Raw genomic sequence first — 14,558 nt, 5'->3', positions numbered from 1 at the left:
GGAGCGGGGCCGGTCCGCGGGCCGGGACGGCAAGAGGGGCGGCAGCGGGACGGCATCAGGGCGGGCTCGGGGCGACGTCAGGGCGGGCTCAGACGGGCGAACAGCGTGCTGGTGTGCGGGCCGAGGCCGAGCGCCGCGGCCTCGCCGAGGTCCGCACCGGTGTCGACGTCCCGGCGCACCGACTCCACGTCCGCGAGGCGCAGTTCGAGGGCCCCGCCGGCCGCGTGCCGGGCGCGCGAGCCGTCCCCGAAGGAGGGGGAGAGCGGACGCCCCGGGGTGCAGGCGAGCAGCGTGGTGCCGAGGCCGGGGGAGTCCGGCAGGAAGGCCCGGCCGTCCGGCGGCACCGCGCCCAGCACCCGGGCCAGTTCGGCCGGACGCAGGGCCGGCAGGTCCGCCGAGAGGACGGCCAGCGGGGCCGCCGGGGCTAGGGCCAGGGCGGTCGACGCGCCGTGCGCCAGTGCCCGGTTGAGGCCGCCACCGGGCTCGTCGGCGACCACCAGCGCGCCCAGCGCGGCCAGCCGGGCACCGGCCACCGCGTCGCGGGTCACCACCAGGACGCGGTCGACGCCCGGGGTGGCCAGCGCGGCGCCGACGGTGTCGAGCGCGAAGGACATCGCCAGGTCGGCCCGGTGCGCTCCGGCGTAGGGGGCGAGTCTGCTCTTCGCCTGTGCGAGCGGCTTGAGCGGCAGCACCAGCGACCAGCCGGCGGTGGGTGCGGCGGGCGCGACGGGCCCGCTGGGGCGTACGGTGTCCTGGGTCATCGGCGTCATTGTGTCGCCGGTCCCGGAGCCCTCGCCAGGCCGTCCGAACTGTGCGGACGTGCGTTTGATCACGCCGGCCCGGCGGGTTGGCGCGGCCGCTCGACAGCCGGTGAGCGGGCGGGCGACACTGTTCGGCGCCCGTGGCCCGGGCACCGCTGGCACCGGTGCGCGGCCCCGGGAGGCCATGACCGCGGCACTCCACGTGCCGCATCGGATGAGAAGGAGCTGGGGTGGCCCGCCGCTCGTACGCCAAGTTCGGCAACGCCGACTACGGCATCTGGTACCGCTTCGCGGCCGTGCTGGTGAAGCCGGTGACGACCGCCCTGGTGAAGCCCGACTGGCGCGGCTGGGAGCACATTCCCAAGGAAGGCGGCTTCATCGCCGCGGTGAACCACAATTCGATCATCGACCCGGTGATCTACGCGCACTGGCAGTACAACAGCGGTCGCCCGCCGCGAATTCTCGGCAAGTCCTCGTTGTTCTCCATTCCCTTCATCGGATTCATGCTGCGCAAGACCGGTCAGATTCCGGTGTTCCGCGAGTCGACCGACGCGGCGCAGGCCTTCCGGGCCGCGATCGACGCCGTCGACGGCGGCCAGTGCGTGCAGTTCTACCCGGAGGGAACGCTCACCCGGGACCCGGACCTGTGGCCGATGACCGGCAAGAGCGGTGTCGCCCGGGTCGCGCTGATGACCGGCGCGCCGGTCATCCCGGTCGCCCACTGGGGCGCGCACGAGATCATCCCGCCGTACGGCCGGCCCGGGTACGGGAAGGGCAAGTTCAACCTCTTCCCGCGCCACCGGGTGACCGTCGCGGCCGGTCCGGCGGTGGACCTGAGCAAGTACCAGGGGCAGGAGCTCACCTCCCAGGTGCTCGCGGACGCGACCGAGGACATCATGACGGCGATCACCGCCGTGCTGGCCGAGGTCCGCGGCGAGCAGCCGCCGGCCGAGCGCTACGACATGCGCAAGGCCGCCCGCGAGCGCGCCGCCACGGCGCTGGCCGAGCGCCGGCGTGCCAAGGGCGAGCGTGGCAAGGGCACCGAGGAGGCCGGCAAGTGACCCGTTGCGCCGTGATGGGGACCGGCTCCTGGGGCACCGCGTTCGCGATGGTGCTCGCCGACGCCGGCTGCGAGGTCGTGCTGTGGGCCCGCCGCCAGGAGCTGGTGGACGCCGTCAACTCCACGCACGAGAACCCGGACTACCTGCCGGGCGTCCGGCTGCCCGACTCGGTGCGGGCCACCACCGACGCCGCCGAGGCGCTGGCCGGCGCCGACTTCGCGGTCCTGGTGGTGCCCTCGCAGACGCTGCGCGACAACCTGGCCGCCTGGACGCCGCTGATCGAGCCGCAGACCGTGCTGGTCAGCCTGATGAAGGGCATCGAACTCGGCACCGCCAAGCGGATGAGCGAGGTGATCGACGAGGTCACCAAGGTCGGCCCGGAGCGCGTCGCGGTGGTCAGCGGGCCCAACCTGGCCAAGGAGATCGCCAACCGGCAGCCCGCGGCCAGTGTCGTCGCCTGCGCCGACGAGGCGGTGGCCAAGCGCCTCCAGGCGGCCTGCCACACGCCGTACTTCCGGCCGTACACCAACACCGACGTGGTGGGCTGCGAACTCGGCGGCGCGGTCAAGAACGTGATCGGCCTGGCGGTCGGCATGGCGGCCGGCATGGGGCTCGGCGACAACACCAAGGCGACGCTGATCACCCGCGGGCTGGCCGAGACCACCCGGCTCGGCGAGGTGCTGGGTGCCGACCCGCACACCTTCGCGGGGCTCGCCGGGATGGGCGACCTCGTCGCCACCTGCTCCTCGCCGCTGTCCCGCAACAACACCTTCGGCATGAACCTGGGCCGGGGCATGTCGCTCGCGGAGACCATCGCGGCCACCCGGCAGACCGCCGAGGGCGTCAAGTCCTGCGAGTCGGTGCTGGACCTGGCCCGGCGCAACGGCGTCGACATGCCGATCGTCGAGGCCGTGGTGGACGTCGTGCACAACGGGCGGCCGACCCAGGAGGCGCTGCAGACGCTGATGTCGCGCTCGGCGAAGGCGGAGCGGCGGCGCTGACGGCCCGGGCGGCGGGGGGCACCGGGGCGGTTGACGTCCCGGAAACACGTCGCACGGTAGTCTCAAACCCGATATGAGCATCGAACAGTCCTCCCCGAACCCGTCCGCCCCGAAGCCGCGCGTCGCACTGGTCTTCGGCGGGCGCAGCTCCGAGCACGCCATCTCGGTCTCCACCGCGGGCAGTGTGCTCAGGGCGATCGACCGCGACAAGTACGACGTGCTGCCGATCGGCATCACGCACGAGGGCCGCTGGGCGCTGACCAGCGACGAGCCGGCCCGGATGGCCATCACCGACGGCAAGCTGCCGGACGTGGCACACGTCGCCGAGTCCGTCGACGCGCAGGTCGCGCTGCCGGTCGCGCCGGGCAACCGGGAGGTGCTGCTCAGCGAGCCGGGCAGCGCGCCCAAGGCCCTCGGCGAGGTCGACGTGGTGTTCCCGCTGCTGCACGGCCCCTGGGGCGAGGACGGCACCCTGCAGGGCCTCCTGGAGCTCTCCGGCGTCCCCTACGTCGGCAACGGCGTGCTGGCCAGCGCGGCCGGCATGGACAAGGAGTTCGCCAAGCGGATCCTGGCCTCGCACGGTCTGGGGGTCGGCCACTACACCATCGTGCGTCCGCGCGAGTGGGAGACCGAGGCGGGCCGCGCGGCGGTGCGCGAGCGGGTGGCCGAGCTGGGCCTGCCGGTGTTCGTGAAGCCCTGCCGGGCCGGCTCCAGCATCGGCATCACCAAGGTCAAGGACCTGGCCGACCTGGACGCCGCGATCGAGGAGGCCCGTCGCCACGACCCCAAGCTGATCATCGAGGCCGGCGTGACCGGCCGCGAGATCGAGTGCGGCGTGCTGGAGTTCGAGGACGGCCCGCGGGCCAGCGTGGCCGGCGAGGTCCTGGTCGGCGAAGGCTTCGACTTCTACGACTTCGAGGCCAAGTACATCGACTCCTCCGACGTGCAGATCCCGGCGAAGCTCACCGCCGACGAGCTCGCCGAGATCCAGCGCCAGGCCATCGAGGCCTTCGAGGCGCTCGGCTGCGAGGGCCTGGCCCGGGTGGACTTCTTCCTGCTGGAGGACGGCACCTGGATGATCAACGAGATCAACACCATGCCCGGCTTCACCCCGATCTCGGCCTACCCGAAGATGTGGGAGGCCAGCGGGGTCTCGTACCCGGAGCTGATCGACCGGCTGCTGCAGACGGCGATGCGCCGCTCGACCGGCCTGCGCTAGCGGTCCCGTACGGCGGAGGGCGGGCCGGGAGCTCCCGGCCCGCCCTCCGTACGTCGGTACGGCCCGGCTCAGCCGGGGATGTTGGCCTTGACCAGCGGGGTCAGCGCGGCGGCCGGGTCGAAGGGGTTCCGTGCGGCCCCGGACGGGACGGTCACCTCGACGTAGGCGGCGCGCATCGTCGCCACGAAGCGGTAGCCGCCGTCGTCGAGCTTCTGCGACCACCAGGTGAGGTCGTCGACGGTCGGGGACCAGTCCTTGGCGTGCTCCCCGTTCAGCTGCTCCGGCCGGTCGACGCCGCAGCGCATGACCGTCCGGGGCGAGCTGTCCCAGACGGCCACGTAGGGCGAGGCGGGCGACGGGTCCTTGCGGGCGTGCCCGAGCAGCTCCTGCGGCAGCGCGGCGGCCAGGGCCCGGCAGTAGTCGGCGGCCCTGCCGCTCGGCTCCGGCACCTCGATCTTCCCGTCGGCCGGGCCCCAGCTGCCGACCAGCACGACGACCGTGCAGGTCAGCGCGACGGGCAGGGCCAGCCAGCGGATCGGTGCCGGCAGGGCGGTCAGCGCCTTCGGGACGCGGAGTTCTCTGGCCACCCGCCGATGGTAGCCGGGCCTTACCCGGAGCCGGGGCTAGAGGTGGACCACCGGACAGGTCAGGGTGCGGGTGATGCCCTCGACCTTCTGGACCTGGGCCACGACCATGCGGCCGAGCTCGTCGACGGTCTCGGCCTCGGCCTTGACGATGACGTCGTAGGGGCCCGTGACGTCCTCGGCGGTGAGCACGCCGGGGATCTCGGAGATCAACTCGGCCACCGCGGTGGCCTTTCCAACTTCGGTCTGGATCAGGATGTATGCCTGTACCACGAGGACCTCCCGGCGGCCGGTTACGGGGATCGCCGCCGTGGTCGCCCGGTCAGGCGTCCGGATGGAACGGGCTCAACGGCAGTCTGATCACCACGCTACCGCGCAGCGGGCCGGGGAGGGGAGACTTCGGCACCCCCGAAGGGCGTACGCTGCGCGCGGGGGAGCGCGACGGGGACCGGAACGGATGACAGCGCCATCCGGAATGAAAGGCGAGAGGACGGCAGATGCAGGGGACCGTGGGCGAGCTCGGCGAGTTCGGCCTCATCAGGGAGCTGACCGCCCGGGTACCGCTCACCGATGCGGTCGACCTCGGCCCGGGTGACGACGCCGCGGTGGTGCGGGCTCCGGACGGCCGGGTGGTGGCGACCACGGACGTCCTGATCGAGAACCGGCACTTCCGCCGGGACTGGTCGACCGCCTACGACGTGGGCCGCAAGGCGGCCGCCCAGAACCTCGCCGACGTGGCCGCGATGGGGGCGGTGCCGACCGCGATACTGCTCGGCCTGGTCGCCCCCGCCGACCTGCCGACCACGTGGGCGACCGAGCTGATGGACGGGCTGCGCGACGAGTGCCAGGTCGCCGGGGCGACGGTGGTCGGCGGTGACGTGGTGCGCGGGGACACCGTCACGCTGGCCATCACGGCGCTCGGCGACCTGCAGGGGCGTGCGGCGGTGACGCGCTCCGGGGCGCAGGTCGGCGACGTGGTCGCGGTGACCGGCTGGCTGGGCTGGTCGGCCGCCGGGCTGACCGTGCTGCAGCGCGGCTTCCGCTCCCCGCGCGCCTTCGTCGAGGCGCACCGGCGGCCCGAACCGCCGTACCACGCGGGACCGGCGGGGGCCGAGTTGGGCGCGACCTCGATGATCGACGTGAGCGACGGACTGGTCGCCGACCTCGGCCACGTGGCCCGGGCCAGCGAGGTGGACATCGACCTGAAGGCCGCGGACTTCGACGTCCCGGCGCAGATGGCGGACATCGGCCAGGCCGTCGGGGTGGACCCGCTGGTCTGGGTGCTCTCCGGCGGCGAGGACCACGCGATCGTGGCGACCTTCCCGCGCGGGGTCCAACTCCCGGCCCGCTGGCGGGTGGTGGGCGAGGTGACCGGCCGGCCGACGGGCAGCCGGAGCGGCCGGGTCACCGTGGACGGCGCGCCCTGGGACCGGGTCGGCGGCTGGGACCACTTCGCGGAGTGAGCGCGGCCGGCCCGCCCGCCCCCGGGCGTTCGGGATCCGGCGCCGCCGACCGTCCGGCACCGGCGCGCCCGCCGGCCCGGGGCGGCGTCGCCGACCGGCGTACGGCGTACGGCTGATGGGCACTGGACGCCGGCGCGGCAGATGACGCCCAGGGCGTGCGGCGGACGGGATTCGGGGGTGCGTTTTGCGTAGGCTTGCGGCATCCGAGCCCGCCCGCCACCACACCGTCCGGGGCGGGTGGCCCGAACCACTGCGAGCGGGAGCACACCTGACATGCGCATCGGTGTACTGACCAGCGGCGGCGACTGCCCCGGCCTCAACGCGGTGATCCGCTCGGTGGTGCACCGGGGCACGGACGTCCACGGCGACGAGATCGTCGGCATCCTGGACGGGTTCCTCGGCCTGATCGAGAGCCGGACCCGGACGGTCTCGCACGACGACGTCACCGGGCTGCTCACCCTCGGCGGCACCATCCTGGGCTCGGCCCGCGTGCGGCGCGACCGGATCGCCTGGGCGGTGGAGAACGCGAAGGTGCTGGCCCGGGACATCGGCATCGACGCGCTGATCGCGATCGGCGGCGAGGGGACGCTGACCGCCGCGAAGCTGTTCAGCGACGCCGGACTGCCGGTCGTCGGGGTGCCGAAGACCATCGACAACGACATCGACGCCACCGACGTCACCTTCGGCTTCGACACCGCGGTGCACGTCGCGACCGAGGCGATCGACCGGCTGAAGACCACCGCCGAGTCCCACCAGCGGGTCATGGTGGTCGAGTTGATGGGCCGGCACACCGGGTGGATCACCCTCACCGCGGGCATGGCCGGCGGAGCGCACGGCATCCTCATCCCGGAGAAGCCGTTCGACATCGAGGCGGTGGCGCGGATGGTCGAGGACCGCTTCGCCCGCGGCAAGAAGTTCGCCATCATCGCCGTCGCCGAGGGCGCCACCCCGATGCCCGGCACCATGCGCTTCGACCACGGCGCGGTCGACCAGTACGGCCACCGGACCTTCGGCGGGATCGGCAACCGGCTCGCCCACGAGCTGGAGAACCTGCTCGGCAAGGAGGCCCGTCCGGTCATCCTCGGCCACACCCAGCGCGGCGGCACCCCGACCGCCTACGACCGGGTGCTCGCCACCCGCTTCGGCTGGCACGCGGTGGAGGCCGTCCACCAGGGCGCGTTCGGGCACTTCACCGCGCTGCGCCGGACCGGGATCGAACTGCTGCCGATCGGCGACGCGGTGACCCGGCTGAAGACGGTGCCGGAGGGCCGCTGGGTGGAATCCGAAGCCGTGCTCTGAATCCGCGCAGGTAGGTTGGGGCCATGGTCCTCCCCCCTCGCACCCCCGGCGCCTCCGCCGCACCCCCGCGCGTGCTCACCATCGCCGGCTCCGACTCCGGCGGCGGCGCCGGCATCCAGGCCGACCTCAAGGCGATGCTCGCCCTCGGCGTGCACGGCATGAGCGTGATCACCGCCGTCACCGCGCAGAACTCGCTCGGCGTCCAGGGCTACTGGGAACTGCCCGCCGAGGCCGTCCGCGCACAGTTCCGCAGCGTGGTGGACGACATCGGGGTGCAGGCCGTGAAGACCGGCATGCTCGCCTCGATCGAGCTGGTCGAGACCGTCTCGGAGCTGCTGGCCGGGGTGGACGCCCCGGTCGTGGTCGACCCGGTCGGCGTCTCCAAGCACGGCGACGCGCTGCTGGCTGCCGAGGCCGTCGGCACCGTCCGCGAGAAGCTGCTGCCGGTCGCCACCCTGGCCACCCCCAACCTGCACGAGGTGACGCAGCTCACCGGCCGGACCGTCGAGGACGAGGGGCAGATGCTGGACGCCGCCGAGGCGCTGCTCGACCTCGGTCCGCGCTGGGTGCTGGTCAAGGGCGGCCACCTGGAGGGCGAGGCCGCCGACCTGCTGTACGGCGGGCCGGAGGAGGTCCACTGGTACCGGGCGCCGCGCTACGACAACCGGCACACCCACGGCACCGGCTGCACGCTGGCCAGCTCGATCGCGGCCGGCCTGGCCAAGGGCGAGCCGCTGCCGGAGGCGGTGGGCTCGGCAAAGGAGTACATCACCGGTGCGATCGCCGGCGGCTTCGCGCTGGGCGCCGGGATCGGGCCGGTCGACCACGCCTGGCGCTGGCGCTGAGGGGTCCGGAAAGCCGAGGACTCCGGAAAGCCGAGGAGTCCGGAAGCCGAGGAGTCCGGAAGCCGAGGAGTCCCGGAAAACAGTCGTGGGGGGGGGGCGGGGCGGGGGGGGGCCGCCCCCCCCGAGGGGGGGCGACCGGGGGGGGGGGCGGGGGGGCCGCGGGGGGCCCCCCCGCCCCGGGGCGGGCGTGGGGGGGGCCGAACCGCTGCGCCCTCCGCTCCGCCGGGCCGCCGTCCCGGGGGGGGGCGCGCACGCCGAGGACACCACCAACGGTGGGGGGGGGGGCCCCGGGCCCGCCCCCCCCCCACCACCGGTGAGTCCGGAATACGGCGTTGCCGGCCGTGGAAACAGCGAAGCCGGCCCATCCGAGGATGAACCGGCTCACTGGAGGACCGGCATGCCGGTCTGCGCGTCAGCGCGAGACCTTACCGGCCTTGATGCACGAGGTGCAGACGTTGAGCCGCTTCGGCGTCCGCCCAATCACAGCGCGCACCGTCTGGATGTTGGGGTTCCAACGACGGGGGGTACGGCGGTGAGAGTGGGAGATGCTGTTGCCGAAGCCCGGCCCCTTGCCGCAGACGTCGCAGTTGGCAGCCACAGGAGTCACTCCAAGACTTCAGATCAGATACTTTCGAAAACCCCGCCCACCCACCGGAGCACTCACGTGAACCAGACCGGATAAGGGGGTGAGCCTGGACGGTTCCAGGCAACCGGAAGAGCATACAACGCTTGCTTCCGTCCCACGAAACTACCATGACCGGCCGAGTGATCGCTCGGGCCGCCGGTCCGGACGGCCCACTCCGCCCCGCCCCCGATAGCCTGCCGGTATCACCCCTCGCCGCCGCCTCGAAGGTGCTGCCGCCCCACGGGCCGTCGCGGCGTCCCATCCGGAGGAGACCTGGTGCTGCACACGCTCGACGCGCCGGCCGTGCGCAGCTGGTGCCAGCTCGCCCTGCGCGCGCTCGGCCAGGCCCGCGAGGAGATCGACGCGCTCAACGTCTATCCCGTCCCGGACGGCGACACCGGCACCAACCTCTACCTGACCGTCGAGTCCGCCGCCGCCGAGGTGGAGAGCCGCTTCGCCGACCCCGCCGCCGACCCGGCCCCCGGACTGGCCGACGCGGTCCGGGCGATGGCCCGCGGCGCGCTGGTCGGCGCCCGGGGCAACTCCGGCGTGATCCTCGCCCAGTGGCTGCGCGGCACCGCCGAGACGCTGGCCGAGGGCGGCGGCGCCGAACAGCTGCGGGCCGCCCTGCAGCGGGCCGCCGACTCCGCCTACCAGGCCGTCGCGGAGCCCGTCGAGGGCACCCTGCTGACCGTCGCCCGGGTCGCCGCCCGGGAGGCCGTCCGGGCCGGGGACGGGCTCGCGCAGGTCGCCGACACCGCCTACCGGGCCGCCCGGGACGCCCTGCGGCACACCCCGGAGCAGCTCGCCGTGCTCGCCGAGAACGGCGTCGTGGACGCCGGCGGGCGGGGCCTGGTCGCCGTCCTCGGCGCACTCGCCGACGCCGTCGCCGGGCAGCAGCCGATGGGGCCGGTCGCGCTGCGCGGGGACGTCCGGGCCGTGGCGGGCTGCGAGGCGCACGTCCGCCCACCCGCCGCCCGCCACCACCCTTCGCTCGGATCGCTGCGCGATGCCCCCTTCGCCGTCACCCGCCACCACCCTTCGCTCGGATCGCTGCGCGATGCCCCCTCCGTGGGCCCCGGCCACCCCGCGTTCGAGGTCATCTACCTGCTGGACGCGCCCGACGAGGCGCTCCCCGTGCTGCGCGAGCGGCTCGGCGCGCTCGGCGACTCCCTGGTGGTCGGCGGCGGCGACGGCCTGTGGAGCGTGCACGTCCACGTGGACGACGCGGGCGCCGCCGTGGAGGCCGGGGTCGAGGCCGGGCGCCCGCACCGGATCCGGATCACGCACTTCGCCGAGGCCGCCGCCAGGGCCGGCACCGCCACCGAGCGCGGCGAGCGCGAGGAGCGGGCGCGCGCGGTGCTCTCGGTGGTCTCCGGCGAGGGCCTGGCCGAGCTGTGCGAGCAGGCCGGCGCCGTCGTCCTGCACGCCGACCCGGACCGGCCGCCGGCCAGCGCCGAACTCGCCGCCGCCGTCCGCCGCTCGGCCGCCCGCGAGGTCGTCCTGCTGCTCAACGACCCGGAACTGCGCGCCGCCGCCGGCGCCGCGGCCGACCAGTTGCGCGAGGAGGGCGTCCGGATCGCCGTGCTGCCCACCCGCTCGCCGGTGCAGGGCCTGGCGGCGCTCGCGGTGCACGAGGGCGGCCGCCGCTTCGACGAGGACGTGGTCGCCATGACCTCCGCCGCCGGGGCCACCCGGTACGCCGAACTCGCCGTCGCCGAGGGGGAGTCCTGGACGATGGCCGGGGTCTGCCAGGCCGGGGACGTGCTCGGGCTGATCGACGGCGACGTCGCGGTGATCGGCACCGGCCTGGAGGAGGTCGGCGCGAGCGTGCTGGACCGGATGCTCGGCGCGGGCGGCGAACTCGTCACCCTGGTCCTGGGCGACGGCACCGACGAGGCGCTGGCCGAACGGCTGGTCACGCACGTGCGGCACGGGCGGCCCGAGGTGGACGCGGTGGTGTTCCACGGCGGGCAGGAGTCGGCGCCGCTGCTCATCGGCGTGGAGTAGCGGCCCGTCCGGGCGCGGCGGCGGGCGGCGCGAGGCCCGGTTCGTCGGTCCCGTGGTGTAAACAGGGCCCTGATGGGCGCTCTCGATGAACCACTGACCAAACTCGTCGGCGACCGCACCGCGAAGGTGCTCGCCGACAGCCTCAAGCTGCGCACGGTCGGGGACCTGCTGCACCACTATCCGCGCCGCTACGTCGAGCGCGGCCAGCTCACCAGCCTGGACGACCTGGAGATCGACGAGCACGTCACCGTGCTGGCCCGGATCGAGAAGGTCACCCTGATCCCGTTCCGCGGCCGCAAGGGCGACCGCCTGGAGGTCGTCGTCACCGACGGCCGCAGCCGGCTCTCGCTGGTCTTCTTCAACCAGGGCTGGCGGCAGAAGGAGCTCAAGGCCGGCGCCCAGGGCCTGTTCGCGGGCAAGGTCGGCGTCTTCAACCGCAGCCGCCAGCTGGTCTCGCCCGACTACCAGCTGCTCGACGAGGAGGCCGGCTCCGACGCCGCGAAGCAGTTCGCCGGCCGGCTGATCCCGGTGTACGGCGCCAGCGCGCAGATGCCCAGCTGGAAGCTGTCGATCTGCATCGAGACCGCGCTCACCAAGCACCTCGGCGACGTCGGCGAACCGCTGCCCGCCGAACTGCGCGAGCGCCACGACCTGATCCCGCTGCCCGAGGCGCTGGAGCTGATCCACCGCCCGCGCAGCCAGGCCGACCGCGAGCGCGCCCAGAGCCGGCTGCGCTGGGACGAGGCCTTCGTCCTCCAGGTCGCCCTGGCCCAGCGCCGGGCCGCGGACTCCGCACTGCCCGCCAAGCCGCGCAAGGCCCGGGCGGGCGGCCTGCTGGACGCCTTCGACGCCCGGCTGCCGTTCACCCTCACCGAGGGCCAGCAGAAGGTCTCCGCCGAGATCGCCGCAGATCTGGCCACCGAGCACCCGATGCACCGGCTGCTCCAGGGCGAGGTCGGCTCCGGGAAGACGCTGGTCGCGCTGCGGGCGATGCTCGCCGTGGTGGACGCGGGCGGCCAGGCCGTGCTGCTCGCGCCCACCGAGGTGCTCGCCCAGCAGCACCACCGCTCGATCGTCGAGATGATGGGGGACCTCGCCGAGGGCGGCATGCTCGGCGGCTCCGAGCACGCCACCCGGGTGGTGCTGCTGACCGGCTCGATGGGCACCGCCGCGCGCCGTCAGGCGATGCTGGACATGGTCTGCGGGGACGCCGGGCTCGCCATCGGCACCCACGCGCTGATCGAGGACAAGGTCGAGTTCCAGGACCTCGGCCTGGTGGTGGTCGACGAGCAGCACCGCTTCGGCGTCGAACAGCGGGACGCGCTGCGCGCCAAGGGGCAGCAGCCGCCGCACCTGCTGGTGATGACGGCCACCCCGATCCCGCGCACCGTCGCGATGACCGTCTTCGGGGACCTGGAGACCTCCGTCCTGGACCAGCTGCCGGCCGGCCGTTCGCCGATCTCCACCCACGTCGTCCCCGCGCTGGAGAAACCCAACTTCCTCACCCGGGCCTGGGAGCGCGTCCGCGAGGAGGTCGACAAGGGCCACCAGGCGTACGTGGTCTGCCCCCGGATCGGGGACGAGGAGCCCGCAGCCGATCCGAAGGCCGCGAAGAAGAAGCGGAAGGCGGCCGAGGAGGACTTCGAGGAGGTCGCCGACGCCGGCGCCGCGAGCGACGAACGGCGGCCCCCGCTCTCCGTGGTGGAGACCGCGGAGAAGCTGGTCAAGGGGCCGCTCGCCGGTCTGCGGGTGGAGATCCTGCACGGCCGGCTGGCGCCCGACGCCAAGGACGACGTGATGCGCCGGTTCGCCGCGGGGGAGGTGGACGTGCTGGTCGCCACCACCGTCATCGAGGTCGGCGTCAACGTCCCCAACTCCACCGCGATGGTCATCATGGACGCCGACCGCTTCGGCGTCTCCCAGCTCCACCAGCTGCGCGGCCGGGTCGGCCGCGGCAGCGCACCGGGCCTGTGCCTGCTGGTCAGCGAGATGCCCGGCGCCAGCCCCGCCCGCGCCCGGCTGGACGCGGTGGCCGGCACCCTGGACGGCTTCGAGCTCTCCCGGATCGACCTCGAACAGCGCCGCGAGGGCGATGTGCTGGGCCAGGCGCAGTCCGGGGTGAAGTCCTCGCTCAAGGTGCTGTCGGTGCTGGAGGACGAGGAGGTCATCCTCACCGCGCGGACCGAGGCCACCCGGCTGGTCGCCGAGGACCCGGAGCTGGCCGCCCACCCGGAGCTGCGCACCGCCCTGGAGAGCCTGCTCGACGAGGACCGCGCGGCCTACATGGAGAAGGGCTGAGCGGTCCCTCGGACGAGCCGGATTGTCAGACCCCCGGGAGAGAATGAAGGTGTTCAGGGCGCACCTCCAAGGTGCGTACCTGGCACGACACTTGGGGGTCCTGCCATGGCATTCCGTCATCTCAACGAGCTCCCGCTGGGCGACAAGGTCTTCCGGATCGAACTCGCCAGCGACGACGACCGCGAGGTCACCCTCACCCTCACCGGCTGGCGCGAGGGGGCGGCGGCCGCGCCGCTCGCCTCGGGCAAGCTCCGCCTGCCGGTCGAGGACGTCGCCTCGCTGCGGATCGCGCTGAACCGCGCGCTGCGCGCACTGGCGATCGTCGCCGACGTCTCCGAGCCCATCCCCGACCGCGACGTGCTGCGCGAGCTGTACCCCGGCCACGGCGCCCCCTGGGTCCCGCAGCACGAGGAGGAGCTGGTCCGGCGCTTCCACGACGGCGAGACCGTCGCCCGGATCGCCGCCCGCTTCGGCCGTACGCCCGACTCCGTCCGGACCAAGCTGCGCGAGCTCGGGCACGACCCGCGCCGCCCCGAGTTCTGCCCGCCCGACGGCTGCCTGTCCTGGTCCCGTTACGCCTCGCCGGCCCTGCTCGGCGGGTCGGTCCCGGGCCAGTCGGTGGGTTCCGAGGCGAGCTGACCACCCGAGTGCGCGGGTGCGGCCCGGTGGAGCCGTCCACCGGGCCGCACTCGCTCGGTGTGGGGCCGGTGCGGCGGGCGGGATAGCGTGGTCGGGCAGCGACGAAAGGACCTCCCACCACCATGACCCGCGTGATCGCCGGGGCGGCCGGCGGCCGCCGGCTGGCCGTACCGCCCGGCCGGGGCACCCGACCGACCTCCGACAAGGCCCGCGAGGCGATGTTCTCCACCCTGGAGGCGCTGCGCGGCACCGTGCACGGGGCCCGGATGCTCGACCTGTTCGGCGGATCGGGCGCGGTCGGGCTGGAGGCGCTGTCGCGCGGCGCCGAGCACGTCCTGCTGGTCGAGGCGGACAACCAGGCGGCCCGGGTGATCCGGGAGAACGTCCGCACGCTCGGCCTCCCGGGCGCCGAGGTGCGGGCCGCGAAGGCGGAGAAGGTGATCGCCGGCCCGCCCCCGCAGAGCCCGTACGACCTGGTGTTCCTCGACCCGCCGTACGCCGTGACGGACGCGGAACTCCGCGAGATGCTGATCACACTCCTGGCCGGGGGCTGGCTGGCGGAGGACACACTCGTCACCGTGGAGCGCAGCACCCGCGGCGGCGAGTTCGACTGGCCCGGGGGTTTCGAGGGACTGCGCTCCCGCCGCTACGGCGAGGGCACGCTCTGGTACGGTCGCGCCGCCGCGGCCGACCAGCAGGAGTAGCGGGCCGCGGGCCCGCAAGAGCCGTCACCCCACGAGGGAGCACACACGC

The 14,558-nt window shown here is 74.1% G+C and carries 14 protein-coding genes; 10 read left to right on the top strand and 4 right to left on the bottom strand.

Annotation, left to right across the window (positions count from 1 at the left end; all coding sequences use genetic code 11):
• Positions 1–77 precede the first annotated feature (77 nt).
• Complete coding sequence (cofC, locus tag ABT048_RS29700) at positions 78–761, bottom strand: 2-phospho-L-lactate guanylyltransferase (protein ID WP_350524619.1); 684 nt, start codon at positions 759–761, stop codon at positions 78–80.
• A 230-nt stretch (positions 762–991) separates the two neighbouring features.
• Between cofC and ABT048_RS29695 the strand changes: the two genes are divergently transcribed.
• The 3 genes from ABT048_RS29695 to ABT048_RS29685 all read left to right on the top strand — a co-directional run bounded on the left by ABT048_RS29695 (position 992) and on the right by ABT048_RS29685 (position 4,042).
• Entirely contained in the window at positions 992–1,822 is an 831-nt protein-coding gene (locus ABT048_RS29695; protein WP_350524618.1) for a lysophospholipid acyltransferase family protein, read from the top strand.
• Positions 1,819–2,823, top strand: a complete 1,005-nt coding sequence (locus ABT048_RS29690) for an NAD(P)H-dependent glycerol-3-phosphate dehydrogenase (protein ID WP_350524617.1) — start codon at positions 1,819–1,821, stop codon at positions 2,821–2,823. Before ABT048_RS29695 ends, ABT048_RS29690 begins: the two co-directional genes overlap by 4 nt.
• A 73-nt stretch (positions 2,824–2,896) precedes the next feature.
• Positions 2,897–4,042, top strand: a complete 1,146-nt coding sequence (locus ABT048_RS29685) for a D-alanine--D-alanine ligase family protein (protein WP_350524616.1) — start codon at positions 2,897–2,899, stop codon at positions 4,040–4,042.
• Positions 4,043–4,110: 68 nt separating this feature from the next.
• Here the strand turns inward: ABT048_RS29685 and ABT048_RS29680 are convergent, their stop codons facing one another.
• Both ABT048_RS29680 and ABT048_RS29675 read right to left on the bottom strand, forming a co-directional pair.
• The gene (locus ABT048_RS29680; protein ID WP_350524615.1) at positions 4,111–4,629 is read right to left on the bottom strand and encodes a DUF3515 domain-containing protein; all 519 of its coding nucleotides are present in this window, start codon (positions 4,627–4,629) and stop codon (positions 4,111–4,113) included.
• A 36-nt stretch (positions 4,630–4,665) separates the two neighbouring features.
• Positions 4,666–4,899 (bottom strand): Lrp/AsnC family transcriptional regulator, encoded by a 234-nt coding sequence (locus tag ABT048_RS29675; protein WP_350524614.1) that lies wholly within the window; start codon positions 4,897–4,899, stop codon positions 4,666–4,668.
• Positions 4,900–5,123: 224 nt separating this feature from the next.
• On the opposite strand from ABT048_RS29675, the gene ABT048_RS29670 reads away from it, so the two are divergent.
• The 3 genes from ABT048_RS29670 to thiD all read left to right on the top strand — a co-directional run bounded on the left by ABT048_RS29670 (position 5,124) and on the right by thiD (position 8,233).
• A complete protein-coding gene (locus ABT048_RS29670; RefSeq protein ID WP_097236123.1) occupies positions 5,124–6,089 on the top strand; it encodes a thiamine-phosphate kinase in 966 nt (321 codons plus the stop codon).
• A 273-nt stretch (positions 6,090–6,362) separates the two neighbouring features.
• A complete protein-coding gene (locus tag ABT048_RS29665; RefSeq protein WP_350524613.1) occupies positions 6,363–7,388 on the top strand; it encodes an ATP-dependent 6-phosphofructokinase in 1,026 nt (341 codons plus the stop codon).
• Positions 7,389–7,411: 23 nt separating this feature from the next.
• Positions 7,412–8,233 carry a bifunctional hydroxymethylpyrimidine kinase/phosphomethylpyrimidine kinase gene (gene thiD, locus ABT048_RS29660; RefSeq protein ID WP_350524612.1) on the top strand — a complete coding sequence of 274 codons (822 nt, stop codon included), beginning with the start codon at positions 7,412–7,414 and terminating at the stop codon, positions 8,231–8,233.
• A 412-nt stretch (positions 8,234–8,645) separates the two neighbouring features.
• On the opposite strand, the gene rpmB is transcribed toward thiD, so the two are convergent.
• Positions 8,646–8,831: a 50S ribosomal protein L28 gene (rpmB, locus tag ABT048_RS29655; RefSeq protein WP_014138233.1), complete on the bottom strand. Its 186-nt coding sequence runs from the start codon at positions 8,829–8,831 to the stop codon at positions 8,646–8,648.
• A gap of 303 nt (positions 8,832–9,134) precedes the next feature.
• On the opposite strand from rpmB, the gene ABT048_RS29650 reads away from it, so the two are divergent.
• The 4 genes from ABT048_RS29650 (at position 9,135) to rsmD (ending at position 14,509) form a co-directional block, all read left to right on the top strand.
• Positions 9,135–10,868, top strand: a complete 1,734-nt coding sequence (locus ABT048_RS29650; protein WP_350524611.1) for a DAK2 domain-containing protein — start codon at positions 9,135–9,137, stop codon at positions 10,866–10,868.
• A gap of 72 nt (positions 10,869–10,940) precedes the next feature.
• Positions 10,941–13,166: an ATP-dependent DNA helicase RecG gene (gene recG, locus ABT048_RS29645; protein ID WP_350524610.1), complete on the top strand. Its 2,226-nt coding sequence runs from the start codon at positions 10,941–10,943 to the stop codon at positions 13,164–13,166.
• Between the two features lie 105 nt (positions 13,167–13,271).
• Complete coding sequence (locus ABT048_RS29640) at positions 13,272–13,805, top strand: hypothetical protein (RefSeq protein ID WP_350524609.1); 534 nt, start codon at positions 13,272–13,274, stop codon at positions 13,803–13,805.
• A gap of 122 nt (positions 13,806–13,927) precedes the next feature.
• Positions 13,928–14,509 (top strand): 16S rRNA (guanine(966)-N(2))-methyltransferase RsmD, encoded by a 582-nt coding sequence (gene rsmD / locus ABT048_RS29635; RefSeq protein ID WP_350524608.1) that lies wholly within the window; start codon positions 13,928–13,930, stop codon positions 14,507–14,509.
• Positions 14,510–14,558 lie beyond the last annotated feature (49 nt).

The sequence above is a fragment of the Kitasatospora sp. NPDC096140 genome, from assembly GCF_040303045.1.
Taxonomy (GTDB): domain Bacteria; phylum Actinomycetota; class Actinomycetes; order Streptomycetales; family Streptomycetaceae; genus Kitasatospora.
Note: the sequence above shows the minus strand (reverse complement) of the source record. Positions and strands in the feature narration are given on the sequence as shown.